General features: G+C 60.8%; 11 protein-coding genes. 5 read left to right on the forward strand and 6 right to left on the reverse strand.

Annotation, left to right across the window (positions count from 1 at the left end):
* The first annotated feature begins 170 nt into the window (after nt 1-170).
* Complete coding sequence (locus tag CCE89_RS10640) at nt 171-845, forward strand: response regulator transcription factor (protein WP_086438084.1); 675 nt, start codon at nt 171-173, stop codon at nt 843-845.
* A gap of 98 nt (nt 846-943) precedes the next feature.
* Here CCE89_RS10640 and CCE89_RS10645 read toward each other — a convergent pair whose 3' ends face one another.
* Both CCE89_RS10645 and CCE89_RS10650 read right to left on the reverse strand, forming a co-directional pair.
* The gene (locus CCE89_RS10645) at nt 944-3,628 is read right to left on the reverse strand and encodes a TonB-dependent receptor domain-containing protein (protein WP_086438085.1); all 2,685 of its coding nucleotides are present in this window, start codon (nt 3,626-3,628) and stop codon (nt 944-946) included.
* Nucleotides 3,629-3,744: 116 nt separating this feature from the next.
* The gene (locus tag CCE89_RS10650) at nt 3,745-5,331 is read right to left on the reverse strand and encodes a hypothetical protein (RefSeq protein WP_086438766.1); all 1,587 of its coding nucleotides are present in this window, start codon (nt 5,329-5,331) and stop codon (nt 3,745-3,747) included.
* 318 nt (nt 5,332-5,649) lie between these two features.
* Between CCE89_RS10650 and CCE89_RS10655 the strand changes: the two genes are divergently transcribed.
* Nucleotides 5,650-6,018 (forward strand): tetratricopeptide repeat protein, encoded by a 369-nt coding sequence (locus tag CCE89_RS10655; protein WP_143256023.1) that lies wholly within the window; start codon nt 5,650-5,652, stop codon nt 6,016-6,018.
* An 85-nt stretch (nt 6,019-6,103) separates the two neighbouring features.
* Here the strand turns inward: CCE89_RS10655 and CCE89_RS10660 are convergent, their stop codons facing one another.
* The 4 genes from CCE89_RS10660 to ku all read right to left on the reverse strand — a co-directional run bounded on the left by CCE89_RS10660 (nt 6,104) and on the right by ku (nt 11,501).
* On the reverse strand, nt 6,104-7,195 hold the full coding sequence (locus CCE89_RS10660; protein WP_086438767.1) for a glycosyltransferase family 4 protein: 1,092 nt from the start codon (nt 7,193-7,195) through the stop codon (nt 6,104-6,106).
* Between the two features lie 5 nt (nt 7,196-7,200).
* On the reverse strand, nt 7,201-8,151 hold the full coding sequence (locus CCE89_RS10665; protein WP_086438087.1) for a UDP-2,3-diacylglucosamine diphosphatase: 951 nt from the start codon (nt 8,149-8,151) through the stop codon (nt 7,201-7,203).
* Between the two features lie 76 nt (nt 8,152-8,227).
* A complete protein-coding gene (gene ligD / locus CCE89_RS10670) occupies nt 8,228-10,669 on the reverse strand; it encodes a DNA ligase D (RefSeq protein ID WP_086438088.1) in 2,442 nt (813 codons plus the stop codon).
* A gap of 1 nt (nt 10,670) precedes the next feature.
* Nucleotides 10,671-11,501 carry a non-homologous end joining protein Ku gene (ku, locus tag CCE89_RS10675; RefSeq protein ID WP_086438089.1) on the reverse strand — a complete coding sequence of 277 codons (831 nt, stop codon included), beginning with the start codon at nt 11,499-11,501 and terminating at the stop codon, nt 10,671-10,673.
* Nucleotides 11,502-11,627: 126 nt separating this feature from the next.
* On the opposite strand from ku, the gene CCE89_RS10680 reads away from it, so the two are divergent.
* The 3 genes from CCE89_RS10680 (at nt 11,628) to CCE89_RS10690 (ending at nt 17,988) form a co-directional block, all read left to right on the forward strand.
* A complete protein-coding gene (locus CCE89_RS10680; RefSeq protein ID WP_086438090.1) occupies nt 11,628-13,007 on the forward strand; it encodes an NAD-dependent succinate-semialdehyde dehydrogenase in 1,380 nt (459 codons plus the stop codon).
* A gap of 231 nt (nt 13,008-13,238) precedes the next feature.
* The gene (locus tag CCE89_RS10685; protein ID WP_086438091.1) at nt 13,239-14,957 is read left to right on the forward strand and encodes a BCCT family transporter; all 1,719 of its coding nucleotides are present in this window, start codon (nt 13,239-13,241) and stop codon (nt 14,955-14,957) included.
* A gap of 352 nt (nt 14,958-15,309) precedes the next feature.
* Nucleotides 15,310-17,988: a TonB-dependent receptor gene (locus tag CCE89_RS10690; RefSeq protein WP_086438092.1), complete on the forward strand. Its 2,679-nt coding sequence runs from the start codon at nt 15,310-15,312 to the stop codon at nt 17,986-17,988.
* Nucleotides 17,989-18,032: the final 44 nt, after the last annotated feature.

Consider the following 18,032-nt stretch of genomic DNA (forward strand, 5'->3'; position numbering starts at 1 on the left):
GACGACCTCAAGTAAACCCCCGACCCGATACAGCCATCGCTGCATCAGCGAGAAGCGCCGCTCCGTCACACAGACGGGGCGGCGTTTTTGTTGAGAGACTGCGGGATCGGGTCACAAACCCGTCACATAAGCAGGGCAAGCCTTGGTCAAATCAAGGGGCAAGGCGATCGATGTCAGTGGTCAATATCTTCCTGACAAACCCGGAAGCGGACAGCTTCGAACCGTTCGAGCACGACGGTACACGGTTCATCTTCGCGACGCTCGGACACCAGGGGCCAAAGACCCTGCTCGAAGGGCCGGTCTGGGCCTTTGTCGACTGGGTGATGGACGAAATGGCAGGGCTGGAGATGTGCCGCCGCCTGCGGGTCGATCCGCGCACGGCCAATGCCCACATCACCATGGTTTTCGAGGACGATAACAACGATTTCCGCAAGCGTGCGCTCGAGGCCGGAGCTGACGATTACATGCGCGGGCCAATCAATCGGTCCGATGCGCTCGACCGCGTTCTCGCCCTGCAATCGAGCAGTGTCGAACGCCATGTCGCCACCCGCTTCCAGCAAGGCGAGCTGACGATCGATTTCCTCGCGTTCAGGGCATACTGGGCGGGCCAGCCGATCGAATTGCGCCCCAATGAGTTCAGGTTGCTGCGCTTTCTTGCCGAGAACCCCAATGAGGTCCTCAGCCGCGAGGCGCTGATCGGCGGGCTGGGCAAGAACGAGAGCCCGATCGACGAACGCACCGTCGATGTCTGGGTCGGCCGTCTGCGCCGGGCGATCAAGGCCGCTGGCGGTGGCAATCCGCTGCGGACCATCCGCTCGGTCGGTTACGTCTTCGACCTCAACTGAAAAACCCTCCCGGGCATTTCATCAAGTATCGGCCTCAAGCAAAAGGCCACCCGGCTTGCGCCAGGTGGCCTTGTCTAACCTTTCAGGGAGGATGCCGGTCAGAACTCTGCAGAGACACTCAACGAGAACGAGGTCCCCACGTCGTAGGTGTTAATCTCGATCCGGTTGTCGCCAACCTGCTGATACTCGAAGTTTCCACGGCCGAAGATGTTGCGCGCTTCGAACTTGAGTTCGAGCGGTAGCTTGAAGAGAGCAAGCTCCTGCCGGGCCACGAAATCGAAAGTGAAACCGGGATCCTCGACGATGTCGGGCAGGCCGGCGGTTCCGCGCCGCGTCACGCGCTCGCTGGCGTAGTTCAACAGGAAGGTGAACTGCTGCAGCTTGTCCTGGTCCTCGAAGCCGAATTGCATGTTGAGCAGGTGATCGGACTGGCCGGTCAGCGGGTCGCCGCTGTTGAAGAACAGCGCTGCGTCATTCTCGATCGGGCCGACGCCGGCGGTGAAGATGCGGGTGGTGTCACCGGCCGCCACTTTCAGCTCCGACTGGGTATAGGTGTAGTTGGTCACGAGGATCAGCTGCTTTGTTTCCAGCCATCCGGTGGCACCCCAGTCGAACAGGGGCTTGGTGACCTGGAATTCGAACTCGCCGCCGAACAGCTCTGCTTTGGGCGCGTTCGCGAACCGGGTGGTGAAACTCGTATCGGCGCCGATCGAGACATAGGGTTCGATCGGGTTGTCGATCTCCTTGTAGAAACCCGCGAGCGACACGCGATTGCCGCGACCGAAGTAGTACTCGGCCCGGGCTTCGGCATTGAACAGTTCGGAATCCTGCAAGGCTGGATTACCGATGTACTGTCGCTGGTTCTCGGGATCGGTGTAGGGCTGGAAGATCAGCTCACGGAATTGCGGGCGGGCGATGGTCTTGGACGCGCTCGCCCGGAACTGGAGCTGATCGCTCGCTTCCCAGGTGATCGTCGCGCCCGGAAGCCAGTAGTCGTTCTCGAGCGAGGTGTTCGCCAGCGATACGAAGGGATTGTCGAACCGCGCGACCGTCGCGACCGACTGCGTCGCGCTCTCGTATCGTACGCCAACGTCGAGGCTCAGTCCGAAAGCAGGCGTGATATTGGCCTTGGCATAACCTGCCTGGATTTCGAGGTCGGCCTGGAAGGCGGGATCGGTCTGGGTCGGTTCGGACAGACCAAGTCCATAAAGGTCGATCACGGCATCGCCGAGCAGCAGGTCGGGGCGCAAAGCGCCGACGCCCGGCGGAATCGAACCTCCGTCGATCAGGAACTGGCGGCGTTCGGAATATCGCTCGGTATCCGTGAAAGCGTAGCCGACCGTGCCGGACAGCCAGTCCGCGAAGGGATAGCTGACGTCGATGCCCATGTAGTAGAGGTCTTCCTTCAACTGCGAGAATGCGACCGAGCCGCTGCCGCGCTGGCGATCGAGCACGTTGATGAAGATATCGCCGGTGTCCTGGTTCGCCTGGTTGGTGCGGACATAGACGAACTCGTATTCGTAAGGCGCTTCACGTTGCGTCTGGGCATAGCCGGCACGCAGATCGATCGAAAGGTCTTCCAGATTGAGCTCGCCGACCAGCTGCGTGTCGAACAGCTGGCGTTCGTACCAGCCGGTATTCTGCGTAATCAGGCTGTCGCCATCGAGCGGAAGCTCGCCAAAGCCGAGCCCCGACTGCTTCAGCGTGTCGCGGATGAAGAGGTTGGTGAAGCGGAACTTGGCCTCGTCGAACTCGAGGCCGATGCCGAACATGGCATTCGCCAGGATCCGGTTATCGGTAACGAAATTGCGCGAATCCCGGTCGAGTTGAAGGTCGGTGGTGAAGGGGTTCTGCGAGGTGACGACCTTGGTCCTCAGCTTGTTGCTGAGGGACGCCGTGGCAATGATGCCCATGCGGCCTTCGCCGAGGTCGAAGGCGGTCCCGGCCGTGATGCCGCCGGAGAAGTTCGGGCGGGTTTCGCCCACTGTCTGAACGAGTACCAGGTTCGGATTGCCGAGCTGTTTGACGATGGCACCCTGATCGGCGACCGAAAGGTCTCCGATACGCAGACCGCTATCGAAGAAGTTCTGCAGGGCAGGCGGGACATCGCGCGTTCCGTCGTCGAAGCCCGACCAGTCATAATCGGAGCCGTAATAGTCGAGGCCGTTCGAGAAGGTCGTCTCGGTATCACCGCTCACGCCCATGCTGACCTTGATGAAGCTTTCATCTGGAACGGCGCGGGTCGTGAGGTTGATCACGCCGCCACCGAACTCGCCGGGGAAGTTTGCCGAATAGCTCTTCTGCACCAGCGAGGATGCGACGATGTTCGTCGGGAAGATGTCGAGCGGCACGACGCGGCTCAGCGGCTGCGGCGAGGGAAGGGGGAGACCGTTCAGCAGCGCAAGCGAGTAGCGGTCGCCGAGGCCGCGCACGAAGACGTTGCCGTTGCCCACGACCGAAAGGCCGGTGGTGCGGCCGAGCGCGCCGGCGATATCGCCTTCACCCGTGCGCCCGATTTCCTCTGCCGAAAGAACCGAGACGACCTGTGCCGAGCTACGCGTGACATCGCGATTGCGGCGACCGGTGACGACGATGCCGCCGCCCGGGATCGAGATCTCGGGCTCTTCGTAGGTATCGTCCAGTTGCTCATCCGCCGGGTCGAGATCCTGTTCGTCGACCTGCTCCGGCTCGGGCTCGGGTGTTTCTTGTGCGCTGGCCACACCGGGAAAGGTGAGAGCCGTGGAGAGCAGGAGCAGTCCCGCCAACTGCTTGCCAGTGTTCATTGCAATAGACCCCTTCATCTAGGTCCGAGAAAATCGGTGGGCCGGTATTCGGGCCCGAATGCGAAGAGGGGAGCCGGACCGCAGCAATGCGCGCCGGCTCCCCCATCTTGCGTCGATCAGGAGGTGTAGATCGGCAGCGAGGTGCAGGCCCCGCTGTTGTTGCCGAAGCTGATCGTTGCCGAATCGCAGGTCCAACCTTCGAAGCGCGTGTCGGCCGCCTGGGCCGCGCCGACGAAGCCTGCGTTGTCGAAGAAGCTCGAAACGCCGGTCGGGTCGAAGGCGACGAGCGCATCTTCGTTGGTGCCGTTCTTGTAGGTCATCGACAGCGTGTTGGTAAGCGCGGTCGTGGTGTTGGAACCGGCGTCAAACCGGTTCTGCAGCTGGGCAACGGTGGTGCCGCTGCCGTCACGGAACGGAGTACCGCAATCGAGTGCGACCGATTCGAAGCGAACCGGACCTGCTTCGTCGAGGCCGGCATTGGCCGCTCGGGTCAGCGTCTCGATCGTGTCGACGCGCAGACAGGGCGTGCCGTTCGACGAGGCATCCACGATGATCGTGTTGAACAGCGAGTAGTCGGCGCGGCCGCGGATGCGCACGGCCTGGTCGTCGTTCTTGCGCTGAATGAAGGTCGCGTTGGAGATCAACGTGTTCTGACGCGGGGTGTTCTCCTCCAGCGTATTCGAGGAGTCCGCTTCGATGATCGTGTCGCCCACGTTGGAGCGCTGGACCGCGACGACATATTGCAGTGTCGCCTTCACGCCGGTGTCGGTGTCGATCGAATCGTCTTCTGCGCCGACGACCACAAGGCCCTTCATGTTGACCACGCCGCCGAAGAACTCGACGCCGTCATCCGCGCTGTTGAAGGACATGATGTTTTCGAAGGTGGTGCCCGAACCGACGCCGCCCGTGGTAAGAGCCTGAAGCTCGTCGCCGTTCGACAAGACGGTGCCGGAGTAACGCAGCTGGACATTGCGGACGCTGCCCGAATTGTCGGAAGCATCGTTGCCGCCATAGCGGGGCGGGGTGGTCGTGCCCTCGACTTCGCGTTCGCAATTCACCGAGCCCGGCGTTGCGGTGTTCGAAAGGCAGTCGGTGATGGGCGCGCGCCCGTTGATGATCAGGCCACCCCAGTCGCCCGAGGAATCGTCGGTGTTCTCACCGCGAATGTTCTGCTGGCTGGTGAAGATGATCGGACGCGCGGTGGTGCCGTTCGCCTGGATCTGGTTGCCGCGGTTGACGTTCAGATACGAACCGTCGAGCCCGGCCAGAGTAACGCCCGGATCGATCGTGAGTACCACGTCCGTGTCGCTCAAACCGTCCGAAGCGTCAGCCGCCGGGCCGCCGTCCGAACCCACGTCGACCTGGCCATCGATCAGGTAGATGACAGCGGAATCGGCAGTGGTGAATTGCAGCTGTGACGAACGGTTGAACCGCGCCGGCAGCTGGCACAGGCGATAAGTGCCGGTGGGGCCACTGATGACGCCGCGGTCGGTCAGGCCCTGCGGATCGGCAATGAACGGACAGTCGGTTGCTGCCGTTGCGGTCGCTGCAGGCGGGGGCGGGGGCGGCGGAGGCGGCGGCGGTGCAGGGTTGTTGATGGTGATGTTGCCACCGGTGCCGGGCGAAGAGATCTCGTCGGCGCCGCAGCCGGTCAGGATGACCAGGCCGCAACCCAGGATAAGCGTTCTTTGAATGTTTTTCACAGCGAGCGGTCCCTCAAAAAACCGAAGAAGAATGTGCGAGCGCAGCAATTCGCGCTCACCACCCGCTAGGTGCGTTTCGTGACTCTTTTTTGTCAGTTTTTCCGATTGATTTCAGCTGGGTGCATTATGTTGAAACATGACATTCAGACGACAATCCAGTCACGTATTTTGCGCCTCGATAAGCGGGCCTGTAATAAAACTTCCCGAGTGAAATCAGGCGCTCGCTCGTCAATTGTTACAGTTCGATGACATTGTTACATTTTTATTGCAGTTCTCTCGGCCGACCTTCATTCTCCAACCAACAATGGGAGAGTGCCAATGCTTCTGACCGGATTTGCTGCAATTGCCCTCATGGCTCCTGCTCCAGCCTTGGCGAGCGAGGAGACGGCCGTCGGCTACGAGCCCTTGATCGAAGGGAAGGTAGCAGCTGCGATCGACGAGATCGAAGCGAACGAGACGCTTGACGCCAACGATCCCGCCCGGCTGATCAACCTCGGGATTGCCTATGCCAACCAGGGGCGCACAGCAGAGGCGCGAACCCTTTTCGAGACAGCCATGAACAGTAGCGATCGGCTTGCGCTCGAAACGGCTGACGGTGACTGGAAAGACTCGAAACACCTTGCGCGACTGGCGCTGAAGATGCTGGAACGAGGTGATTTTGCGAGCGAACGTATGGCGTCTCGCTAAACGGCCCGTCGGGATCGCCATAAGAACGAGTTGAAGTGGGCGCTTGCTTTTGCAGGCGCCCTTTTTCGTGCAGCAGGCTGAGTGTTCAGCGCCCCTCGACGAGATCGAGCCCGAAGGCGTTGGCATTGGGGTCGAGGCCTGAAACGAATTGCTGCGTCGCGGCTTCCCAACTGAAAGTGGCTCCGTAGGCTGCACAGTCGCTTCGGTCGCAATAGCGCGACGCGTCGATTGCGCGACATAACTCATCTGACAATGCGCCGACCTTGTCGGTCACGATGTCCAGCGGCCCGGGGACGGGGAAGGCCGCCACCGGTGTACCGCAAGCAAGCGCTTCGATCATGACCAGGCCGAAGGTGTCGGTCCTGCTCGGAAAAACGAAAACGTCGGCTCCGGCGTAGCAACCGGCCAGTTCTCTCCCGCTGCGCTTGCCGAGGAAATGGGCCTCGGGAAACCGTTGTTCCATCTCGCGCCGCTGCGGCCCGTCGCCTACCACCACTTTCGTGCCGGGATACTCGCAGGCGAGGAACGCTTCGAGGTTCTTCTCGACCGCAACGCGTCCGACATAGAGCAGGATCGGTCCTTCCAGTTCCGCATATTCGGACGGCTGCGGTGCATCGGGCGTGAAGCAATCGAGATCGACGCCGCGCCCCCAGCGATGCAGGTGGTTGAGGCCCTGCTGTTCCAATTGCTCGCTTATGCTGTCGGTTGCGACCATTATCCGCTCTGCCGGGGCATGGAACCAGCGGATATAGCGCCAGAACCGCTGGGCCGAGATGCCCGTGCGCCGGGCGAGATAGTCCGGAAACTGCGTGTGATAGGCGGTCGTGAACGCGACATCGTGCCTGAGGCAGTATCGCCGCGCAGCAAGGCCGAGCGGCCCTTCAGTCGAGATATGAACTGCATCGGGCGCGATTGCGGCGAGCCGGCGTCCGACCGCTCCGGGTGCGCTGATCGCCAGCCTGATCTCGGGATAGGTCGGGCAGGGCACCGAGAGGTAGGTATCGGGTGCGATGACCTCCACCTCGTGTCCCCATCGCCGCAGCACCGCGACGGTCGTCTCCAAGGTTCGGACGACGCCATTGGTCTGCGGGTGCCATGCGTCGGTCACGATCCCGATGGTGAGCGGCTTGCGAAAGTTGGCGACCGGGATTTCGCTGCCGTTGTTGATCGAGCGCATTTCCATCATGCCGCCTCCGTCCGAAGAGGTTCTGCTGCATTTTCGAGCGTGCGCCTGGCGATTTCATCGGGCCAGTGGAGTATCTCCATCGTGCCGTCCTGGTGTTCGACCAGCGCGTTGCAGCCTTCGACCCAGTCGCCGTCGTTCCAGTATTCGACTTCGCGCCCGGCATGGGTGAAACGCCGGAACTCGGCTGTGTGGATATGGCCGCACACGACCCCGTCGACGCCGCGTTCGGCCGCTGCACGCGCGACCACCTCTTCATATTTCGAGATGAACTCGACCGCGTTCTTGACCTTGTGCTTGGCCGCCTTGGAGATCGACCAGTAGGGCAGGCCGAACATGGTGCGCACCGCGCTGACCCAGCCGTTGACCTTCATCATCAGATGGTACGCCGCGTCTCCGATGAAGGCGAGCCAGCGGTGCGCCAGCATGACGGTGTCGAACTCGTCCCCGTGCAGCACCATGAGGCGGCGACCGTCGGCGGTGTCGTGAAAAGCGGCGCGCTGGATTTCCACCCCGCCGAAGTTCATGCCAGAGAACGGCCGGACCATCTCGTCATGGTTTCCGGGAATATAGACGATACGGGTGCCGCGCTTGGCGCGCTTCAGGACGCGCCACACTATGTCGTTATGCTCCGGCGGCCAGAAGAAGCGCTTCTTGAGCCGCCAGCCATCGATGATGTCGCCCACCAGATAGAGCGTCTCGCTGTCGGTGTGGTCGAGAAAGTCGATCAGCAGTTCGGCATTGCAGCCCTTGGTCCCGAGGTGAACGTCGCTGATCCAGATGGTGCGGTATTTACGCCTCTCCCCGACTATCCTTTCCGGGCGATGCGGTTCTGCAGGCGCAATTCGCAGGAGCTGGGAAATGTCGGCGACATTTTCGGAAGTCGTTTGATTGAGGGCGTCGGTCACGTCGTGATCCTCCTCGGCAAGAATGCTTTCGGAGCGATCCATGACAGATGAATGTTACACCGGAATCACAGTCTCATGACTGTTTGAAGACTGATCGAAGTTTTTGCCGGGCATGTGCCTAGAGGTCGGGCAGATCCTGCGTGGCGAAGCCCCAGCCGGCGAGCGCCTTGGATTGCGCGCGGTCGAGCAGGGTCTTCGCATCGTCGATGCTGAACGGCCTTGCATCAGTCATTTTTGTAAGCTCGTTCCAGGCGATGGGAACCGCGACGGGCGCGCCGCTTCGCGCTCTCGCCGAATAGGGCAGGATGGCGGTGCTGCCGCGCTGGTTGCGCAGCCAGTCGATGAAGATCTTGCCCTTGCGTTTGGCCTTGCTCATCGTGGCGGTGAAGCGATCGGGTTCGGCGAGGGAGAGCGCCTCTGCGAACCTGCGCGCAAAATCCTTGTGTGCGTCCCAACCGTGACCGGGCGTAAGCGGCACCACCACATGAACGCCTTTCCCGCCCGATAGCATCGCGAAGCTCGTCAGTCCGAGATCGGCGAGACGGGCGCGGATATCCTTCGCGGCGCTCTTTACGTCCTCGAAATCGAGGCCCTCGTCCGGGTCGAGGTCGAAGATCATTCGGTCGGGTTCCTCGATTGCGTCACTGCGCGATCCCCAGCCGTGAAACTCGATCGTTCCCATCTGAACACACTGGAGAATGCCCCGTGCGTTTTCGATGAAGAGATAATCTTCGGTTCCTCCGTCCTTCTCCTTGATCGGAACGGGTTTGACCGCATCGCCGAAAGCGCCCGAGTCATGTTTCTGGAAAAAGCATTTCTTGGCTCTGCCTTGCGGACAGCGGACGAGACTGAGCGGGCGATGACCGGCAAACGGCAGCATGATGTCCGCGACCTTCTCGTAATAATCGGCGAGATCGCCCTTGGTCTGCCCGCTGTCGGGAAAGATGACGCGGTCGCGGCTGGAGATCTTGACCCCGCCCACCGGTTTTGGCTTGCCGGCTGATTTTTCCGGCTTCACATCATCTGCAGACTTGTCGCCCCGCAGGCCGAGATAGCTGCCGTGCCGGATGTTCCCGTCGGCGGTGAACTCTGCAAAGGCCACTTCGGCAACCAGTTTCGGCGTCACCCAGGTCACGCCGCGGGCCTTGCTGCTATCGACCTCGACGGGCGGCGTCTTGCGCTCCAGTCGCGAGAGCTTTGAGCTAAGTTCCTCGAAATCGTCAGCCGAGAATCCCGTACCGACGTTACCCTTGTATACGAGATCATCGCCCTCGTGCTGGGCCATCAGCAGCGAGGCGAATGGGCGACCGCGCGCGCTGGACTTTTTCCAACCCACGATCACGAACTCCTGACGCCGTGTGCATTTGACCTTGACCCAGTTCTTCGTCCGAGTGTGGCGGTAGGACGCGCTCATCTTCTTCGAGATGATGCCTTCCTGCCCGGCATTGCACATGGTGTCGTAGAGTTTCTCGCCCGCACCGATTACGTGGTCGGCGAGGAAAATCGGGGCTTCCGTTGGCGAGAGAAGTGCTTCGAGGCGCTCCTTGCGTTCGATATTCGGCAGGTCCTTGAGGTCCTCGCCGGCGAGTTCGACCAGATCGAAGGCATGGAACTGCAGCGCGTCGTCCTCCCCTTGCGAGGAGTGACCGCGTTTCAGGACCTTCTGCAGGGTCGAGAAATCAGGATTGCCCGCGGCATTGGTGGCGACGATCTCGCCATCGATCAGGCAGGATGGGAGGTCGAGCGCGGCGATGGCTCTCGCCAGGGGGCCGAACTTGTCGGTCCAGTCCTTGCCATTGCGGGTGTAGATCCGAACGTCCTTACCCTTCGCCGCCACCATCGCGCGGTAGCCGTCGAACTTGATTTCGTGCATCCAGCCGTTGCCGGTCGGGACATCGTCGACCAGCGTCGCGAGCTGCGGTTTGCGGAACTTGGGGAGGGGCGCGTTCTTGCGTGATCTGGTCTTCTTTTTCCCGGCAGCGATCTCAGCCATCGACCGGCCCGTGCTCACACTGGTCAGTTCGCGCTCGACCAGGGCATCGCCTTCTTCCGCGTGCTCGTCCTGCAGCTTGCGCAGCAGCCAGTTCTCGCGCTTCTCGCCGTCGCGCGGTTTGAGCCGGATCAGCAGCCACTCGCCCTTCATGCGTTCGCCATCGAGCGTGAAGTGCAGATGTCCCTTGTCGAGATCCCTGGCGCTCTTGCCCTCGACCGGGGACCAGCGTCCCCTGTCCCACAGCATTACCGTGCCGCCGCCATATTCGCCCTTGGGAATCGTTCCCTCGAATGTCGCATAAGACATGGGGTGGTCCTCGGTGCGGACCGCAAGGCGCTTGATGTCGGGATCGGGGGAGGGACCCTTGGTAACGGCCCAGCTTTTCAGCACCCCATCGATTTCCAGCCGCAAGTCCCAATGCAGCCTTGTCGCATCATGCTTTTGCACGATGAACAGGTCGCCTGTGTCGCTCGATCGCGCTTTGCCCGAAGGTTCGGGCGTGTGTTCGAAATCGCGCTTCGCGTTGTATACGGCTAGGGGATCGTCGGCTTTCTTCGCGCGTGCCATCTCAGGCGCTCTTCTTGCGCTTGCTGCTCTTCTTGGCAGGCTTGTCGTCGACCGATTTCTTGAGCGCAGCCATCAGGTCGATGACGTTGGAGCCGCTGGCATCGCCGGGTTCGTCCACGTCCTCGATAATCGCCTTCTTGCTCTTCGATTTCGCTTTCTTGTCGATCAGCTTCTTGAGCGCATCGGCGTAGCGATCCTCGAACTCGCTGGCGTCGAATGGGGCGCTCTTCTGGTCGATCAGCGTCGTTGCCAGGTCGAGCAGTTCCTTCTTGGGCTTCGTGTCCTCGATGTCCGAAAAGAACGACTGGCCCTTGCGCACTTCGTCGGCATAGCGAAGCGTCTCCAGCAGCAGTCCCTTGCCGCAGGGTTTCAGTGCGACCAGCTTTTCCTTGCCGCGCATCGCCAACTGGCCGAGCGCGACCTTCTTCGACTTGCGCAATGCTTCGCGGAGCACGATGAAGGCTTCCTCCGCCAGCTCGTCTTTCGGAGCGACGTAGTACGGCTTCTCGAAGTACAGCGGGTCGATCTCGCAGAAATCGACGAACTGGACGAGTTCGAGCGTGCGTTTGCTTTCCAGCTTGACCGCTTCGATCTCCTCATCCTCCAGCAGGACATATTCGCCCTTCGATATCTCGTAGCCGCGGATTATATCGTCGCGGTCGACAGGACCGATGCCGGGGACGGTTTTCTCATAGGAAATCCGCTTGCCGCTCGGCTCGTGGATCTGGTTGAAACTGATCTTCGCTCCGGACTTGGTCGCGGTGTAGATTTCAACCGGGATCGAAACGAGGGCCAGCCTGATCTGACCCTGCCAATATGCGCGCGCTGCCATGTTCCACCTATGCTTTCATCAGTGACTCAGCGTTTCGCGACGAAATTCGTTTCCCGCCTGCCGGACGGAACAAAAGGCCTCGCTCGCCTCTTCTGCAAGTGAACACAAATTGGAACGAGGCCCCCCATGTCGACTATTACCACCGTCAATCCCGCCACAGGCGAGAACATCGAGACCTATGAGCAACTGTCGAAGGAGGACGCCTTCGCCAAGGTCGATGCCTGCCACAAGGCTTTTACCGAGTGGAAGCTCAAGAGCCTCGATGACCGGGCCAAGGTCATCAAGGGGATCGGCCAGTCGCTGCGGGACAACAAGGAAGAGCTTGCGCAACTTATGACCCGCGAGGTCGGCAAGTTGATCGGCGACAGCCGCGACGAGATCGAACTGTGCGCGGGTATCTGCGATTACACCGCTGCGACCGGTCCCAAGGAACTGGCCGACGAACAGCGCGATCCGAGCAATGCGGCGCGCGGCATCGTCACCTATTCGCCGATCGGCGTGGTCTATGGCATCCAGCCGTGGAACTTCCCGGCCTACCAGGTCATCCGCTATGCCATCGCGAGCCTGATGGCGGGCAATGGCGTGCTGCTGAAGCATTCGTCGCTCTGCACCGGCAGCGGACTGATGATCGAAAAGATTTTCAGGGAAGGCGGCCTGCCGGCAAATCTCTTCACCGTCCTAGTGATCGACCATGATGTGTCGGACGAGATCATCGCGCATGACAAGGTGCCCGGTGTCACGCTGACAGGATCGGACGGCGCCGGACGCCACGTCGCGGAAAAGGCGGCCAAGGTAATCAAGCCGACCGTGCTCGAGCTGGGCTCCAACGATGCCTACATGGTTCTGGAGGATGCCGATCTGGACAAGGCGGCGCAGGTCTGCGCGCAGGCGCGGCTCTACAACAACGGTCAGACCTGCATCAACGGGAAGCGGTTCATCGTGACCGACAAGGTTTACGACGCGTTTCTCGAAAAGTTCGTCGCGCGTTTCGAAGGTGTGAAGCTGGGCGATCCGGCCGACGAAGACAGCGACATGGGACCGATGTCCTCGGCCGATCTGCGCGGCGACCTTCAGGAACAGGTCGACAAATCGGTCAGCAATGGCGCGAAAATCGCGTGCGGCGGTAGCATTCCCGATGGTCCGGGCGCTTATTACCCCGCCACGGTCCTCACCGATGTCGCTCCCGGCCAGCCCGCCTATGACGACGAGCTGTTCGGGCCGGTCGCCAGCGTGATCCGCGCCAAGGATGACGGTGACGCGATGCGCCTCGCCAACGATAGCCGTTATGGCCTGGGCGGCGGGATCCTGTGCGGTGATACCGACCGCGCGATCGAACTGGCGAGCAAGCACTTCGACACCGGCATGGTCTATATCAACACCTATGGCGTGGCCGATCCCTCCATGCCCTTCGGCGGTGTGAAGAACTCCGGCTATGGCCGTGAGCATGGCGGCTTCGGCATCAAAGAGTTCGCCAATGCGAAGTCGATCTTCGTCGGGGCCGCGTGATCCCGAGCTTGCTTCGGCTATGAAAATAGCGTCCGGATGCGGTGTCGAAACGCCGTGATCCGGACCGCCCACGCGGGGGCTGAGGCCCTGTTTCGAAGCAGGCGAGGCTTGTATTCGAAGCCCTGCCATGTAGGTTTGCGGCCAATCCCCGCCCCTGTTGGTGCAATGTCCTCGATCCGGGGAAGGGATGTTCGTGACTACGGAATAGGCTTCTAATCAAGGTTTTAAGGCATGGCGGAAGAGGTACAGGAGCAGGTTGGCGCGGACTTTTTCCCGCCGGATCCGCCTCTCGTCGACCTTCCGATCGATACCCATGACCGCGGATTCTACGACGGTTTCAGCCGCGAGGTTACCATCCCTTCGAAAATAATCGTCTCGCTGATAATCCTGTGGGCGATCTTCTTCCCGGTCAGCGCGAACGAGACACTCTCGGTCGCCAACTCGACGATCATTTCGACCTTCAGCGGCTGGTATGTCTATCTTGTCGCTGCGCTGATGCTGACATGTTTCGGGCTCGCACTCTTCCCGAAAGCCGGCGAACTGCGCATCGGGCCGCCCGACGAAAAGGCCGAGTTTTCGCGCTTTTCCTGGTTCGCGATGCTGTTCGGCGCAGGCATCGGCATCGGCATGCTGACCTATTCGACGGGCGAACCGCTGGCGCATTTCTCCAACAATCCGGACATAATCCGCGGCACTCTTGAAGCCCGCTCGGCAGAGGCGGTCGAGCCCGCCTACATGTACACCTTCCTGCACTGGGGCTTTGCCGCATGGTGCACCTATGCGCTGGTGGGGCTGGCGATCGGTTATGTCGCCTATCGCCGCAACCTGCCGCTGACGATCAGATCGAGCCTCGCGCCACTTTTCGGCACGACAATGTCGGGCATCGCCGGCCATCTCGTCGATATCGTCGCGGTAGTCGCAACGATCCTCGGCGTCGCGGTTACCATGGGGCTGGGCGTCGAACAGTTCGTGGCGGGGTTGAACCGTGTGGGGATGGGCGACTGGCTTATCAGCGATGAAGGCACGGCGAGCAGCGCCGCGATTATCATCTCCCTCGTCGTGCTGGTCGGAGCCTCGACTATCAGCGCGCTTTCGGGCGTAGGTCGTGGGATCAAGTGGCTGTCCAACCTCAACATGGGGCTGTCGTTCGCGTTGCTGGTCCTTTTCCTTGTGGCTGGTTCAGGCATCTTCGGCCTGACGCTGCTCGTGACAGGCGTCTGGGACTATCTCGTGACGCTCCCTGCACATTCGCTGACACTTTTCGAAGATACGGGCACCGCCATGAGCGCTGCGCTCGTTCAATGGCAACTCGACTGGTCCGTGTTCTACTGGGCGTGGTGGATCGCCTTCGCGCCCTTCGTAGGCATGTTCATTGCGCGCATTTCGCGCGGCCGGACCGTTAGAGAGTATATTTTCGGCGTGGTGCTCGTCCCTTCGCTGATGTGCTTTGTCTGGATGACGATAGTGGGCGGTACGGCTATCGATCTCGAACTGAGCGGCGTCGCGAATGGATCGATCGTCGATGCAAACATGTCCGACCAGCTTTTCGCGACGCTGGCCGTCCTCCTGTCGCCCGAAGTCGCGATGCTCGTATCCGGACTCGTTGTCATCCTGCTGATGACCTACCTCATCACGTCTGCCGACAGCGCCATACTGATCATCAACACGATCAACGGCGCGGGGGAGGATGAGGGAACCCGCCGCTATCACATCCTGTTCTGGGGAGCGGCACTCGCCTTCATGGTGGGGTCCATGCTGATCCTTGGCGGGATCGATGCGATCCGCATCACCATGATTATCGGGGCACTTCCGTTTTCCTTCGTGGTCGCGCTCATGGCGATTTCGATCATCAAGGCGGTGGTTTTCGATCTGATCCGGAAGAAGCATGGTGTGCCGACCACTGCGGAGGCATGCGAGGCGTGGGACGGGAAAGTAACGCCAGCAGAATAGCCTGGTCGTTTTCTGACGTCGATCGCAGAATAGATTTCTGCTTTCTTGACACTTCTTGCGATTACGGAAACTTCAGCAAAACGAAAAATAAGTATTGGTAAGAATAAAATATACCATACTTCCAGTCTTTATCATTTGACGTTGTTTAATTTCAACCGAAACCGACTCTGTTGTTATTATGCAACAGGGGATTCGTTCATCTGTGAAACTTTGGCTCCGGCTGTGGCCGAGGCGCATTTGGCTTGATACCCGCGCCCCAAGGCGATTTCTCGTAGCGGAAAGCGCCCGATTATTCATTTTACGTGGGATTTCTCGTCCCGCGGTTCATCGAATTGTCAAAGGGGCAAACATAATGTTGAAATTCGCAAGCGGTGCGTCCGCTAGCGCGCTGGCTATTGCTGTCGCGTCTCCTGCCATTGCTCAGCAAGCGCCTGCGCAGACCCAGGCTCAGGCTCCGCGCGGCGTGCCGACCATCGTCGTCACCGCGCAGAAGCGTAGCGAAGACCTGCAGGATGTGCCGGTATCGGTCTCTGCCATCGGCGAAGAAGGTCTCGAAGAACTCAATATCGATACCTTCGAAGACTATCTCGACCAGCTGCCGACCGTGACGGCAGGCGGTAGCGGCCCGGGTCAGAGCACGATCTACATCCGCGGCCTGGCGTCGACCACGCCCAACCTCACCACGGCAGGCGTTGCCGGCCTCGCGCCGAACGTCGCGCTGTATCTCGACGAACAGCCACTCGCACAGCCGGGCCGCAACCTCGACGTATACGCCGCCGACATGGAGCGGATCGAGGTGCTCTCGGGTCCGCAGGGCACGCTCTTCGGCGCAAGCTCGCAGGCGGGCGTGGTTCGCCTGATCACCAACAAGCCGAGCCTCGCAGGCTTCGATGCTGGTGCGTCGGCCGGTGTCTCTTTCACCAAGGGCGGTGAAATGAGCTACAAGGGCGAAGTCATGGTCAACCTGCCGGTCAGCAATACCTTCGCGCTGCGCGCCGTGGGTTATCTCGACGATCAGGGCGGCTACATCGACAACGTCCCCGGAACCCGCGACCTCACCGAAAGCGCTCGCTTCCGTCCCGAAGGCACGGTTCGCTCCAACGGCGTTCCGGTCAGCGCGCTTCGTGCCGGCTTCCAGTCTGCCGACGATCCGGCAACGGCGTTCAACGAGAACCCGGTGAATAATCCCAACGTGACATTCCTCGAGGCCGACAATGCGGCTCTCGTGGAGGAAGACTTCAACGATACCCAGTATCTCGGTTTCCGGACCACCGCACTGTGGGAAATCACCCCCGACTGGACGCTCACCGTTGCGCATTCGCGGCAGTGGGTCGAAAGCGACGGCGTATTCTTCGCCGATCCCGAGCTCGACGGCCTCGACGACCTCGAGATCCAGCGTTTCGAGGAAGATCGCCTGGACGATGATTTCTCGAACACCAGCTGGACGGTCGAAGGTCGCCTCGCGATGCTCGATGTCGTCTACACCGGTGCGTATACCGATCGTAACACCAGCCAGCGGGTCGACTACACCGACTACCTCTTCGTCGGTCAGTATCTGCCCTACTACATCTGCGATGGCGGTGTGACCTACCCGGGTGCAGGCGGCCCTGCCGGCACCTGTCAGGAACCGAACCTCTACGTGACTTCGGAAAGCAACACGAAGGTGTTCACGCAGGAGCTGCGCTTCAGCACGCCCGCGGAAAACCGCTGGCGCGTCACAGCGGGCGGCTTCTATTCCGACCTCGAACTCGAAGAGCGCAACGACTTCAACTATCCGGGCAATGTCGAAGCGCAGCCTTTCGGTCCGTTCAAGCCGAACTTCCCGCAGGATGGATTCTTCACCGATCCGGGTCCGTTCCCGGCCGACACGATCTTCCGCAACGATATCCGCCGTACGGACGAACAGTTCGGCATCTTCGGTGAAGCAAGCTTCGACGTGATCCCGGATCTTCTGACGGTCGCCCTGGGCGCGCGTTATTACGACATCGAGGTCGATTTCGAAGGAAGCGCCAACGGCTCGTTCTGCAACAGCTTCAGCGCTGAAGACCAGAACGCCTTCGGTACCGATCTCAACGATCTGTACGATGGTGACGGCGAATACACCTTCATCGGTTCGTGCGATCCGGCCCTGCGCCAGACCTTCACGCTCGACGATACGCTGGCCGACATTCAGGCCGCCGGCCTGAGCGCGACGCAGGCGCAGCAGGTGTTCAACGCAGTCCGTGCACCGGACAAGGCGACGACCGACGGCTTCATCTACAAGGGCACGGTCACGCTGACCCCGAACGATGACATGCTGTTCTACGCGACCTATTCGGAAGGCTTCCGTCCGGGTCTGCTCAACCGTCCCGGTGGCGCGACCAATGGTGCGGGCTTCACCGTGCCGTTCGAGCTCGATACGGACGAAGTGAAGAACTACGAACTCGGCTGGAAGCTCGACTTCGGCGGCGAGTTCCGTTTCAACGGTAGCGCGTTCTACGTCGACATCAGCCGTCTGCAGACCACGATCTTCGATCCCAGCATCACCAATTTGTTCTTCTCGGACAATGCGGCCAATGCAGAGATCATGGGTGTGGAAGCAGACTTCACCTACGCGCCCTATGCCGTCGAAGGTCTGACGGTGGCCGGTGCATTCTCGATCCTCGATACCGAGATCACCGAGGTGCTGACGCCGACCGACGATGTCGTCGAAGGCGGCGACCTCGCTTTCGCGCCGTCCTTCCAGGGCAATCTGCGCGTACGCTACGAGTTCGACCTGTCGGACACGCTGGGTGCCTATATCCAGCCGCAGGTGACCTACTCGGCTTCGAAGTTCACGGATATCATCGAGATCAACAAGCTCGAGCTCGACAGCTACACCGTCGTCGACCTTGCAGCCGGTGTCACGACCGATCGCTGGAAGTTCGAAGTCTTCGGCGACAATCTGTTCGACGAACGCGCCCAGATTTCGGGCAACTACGTCAACGATCGTCCGCGCATCGCGACGAACCGTCCGCTGACAGTCGGCTTCAGGGTCTCCTACGACTACTGATCCGCGACGGATAACTTACCAAACGGTGGAGGCGGGCCTGCGAA

The sequence above is a fragment of the Altererythrobacter xiamenensis genome (genome assembly GCF_900177715.1).
Lineage (GTDB): Bacteria > Pseudomonadota > Alphaproteobacteria > Sphingomonadales > Sphingomonadaceae > Erythrobacter > Erythrobacter xiamenensis.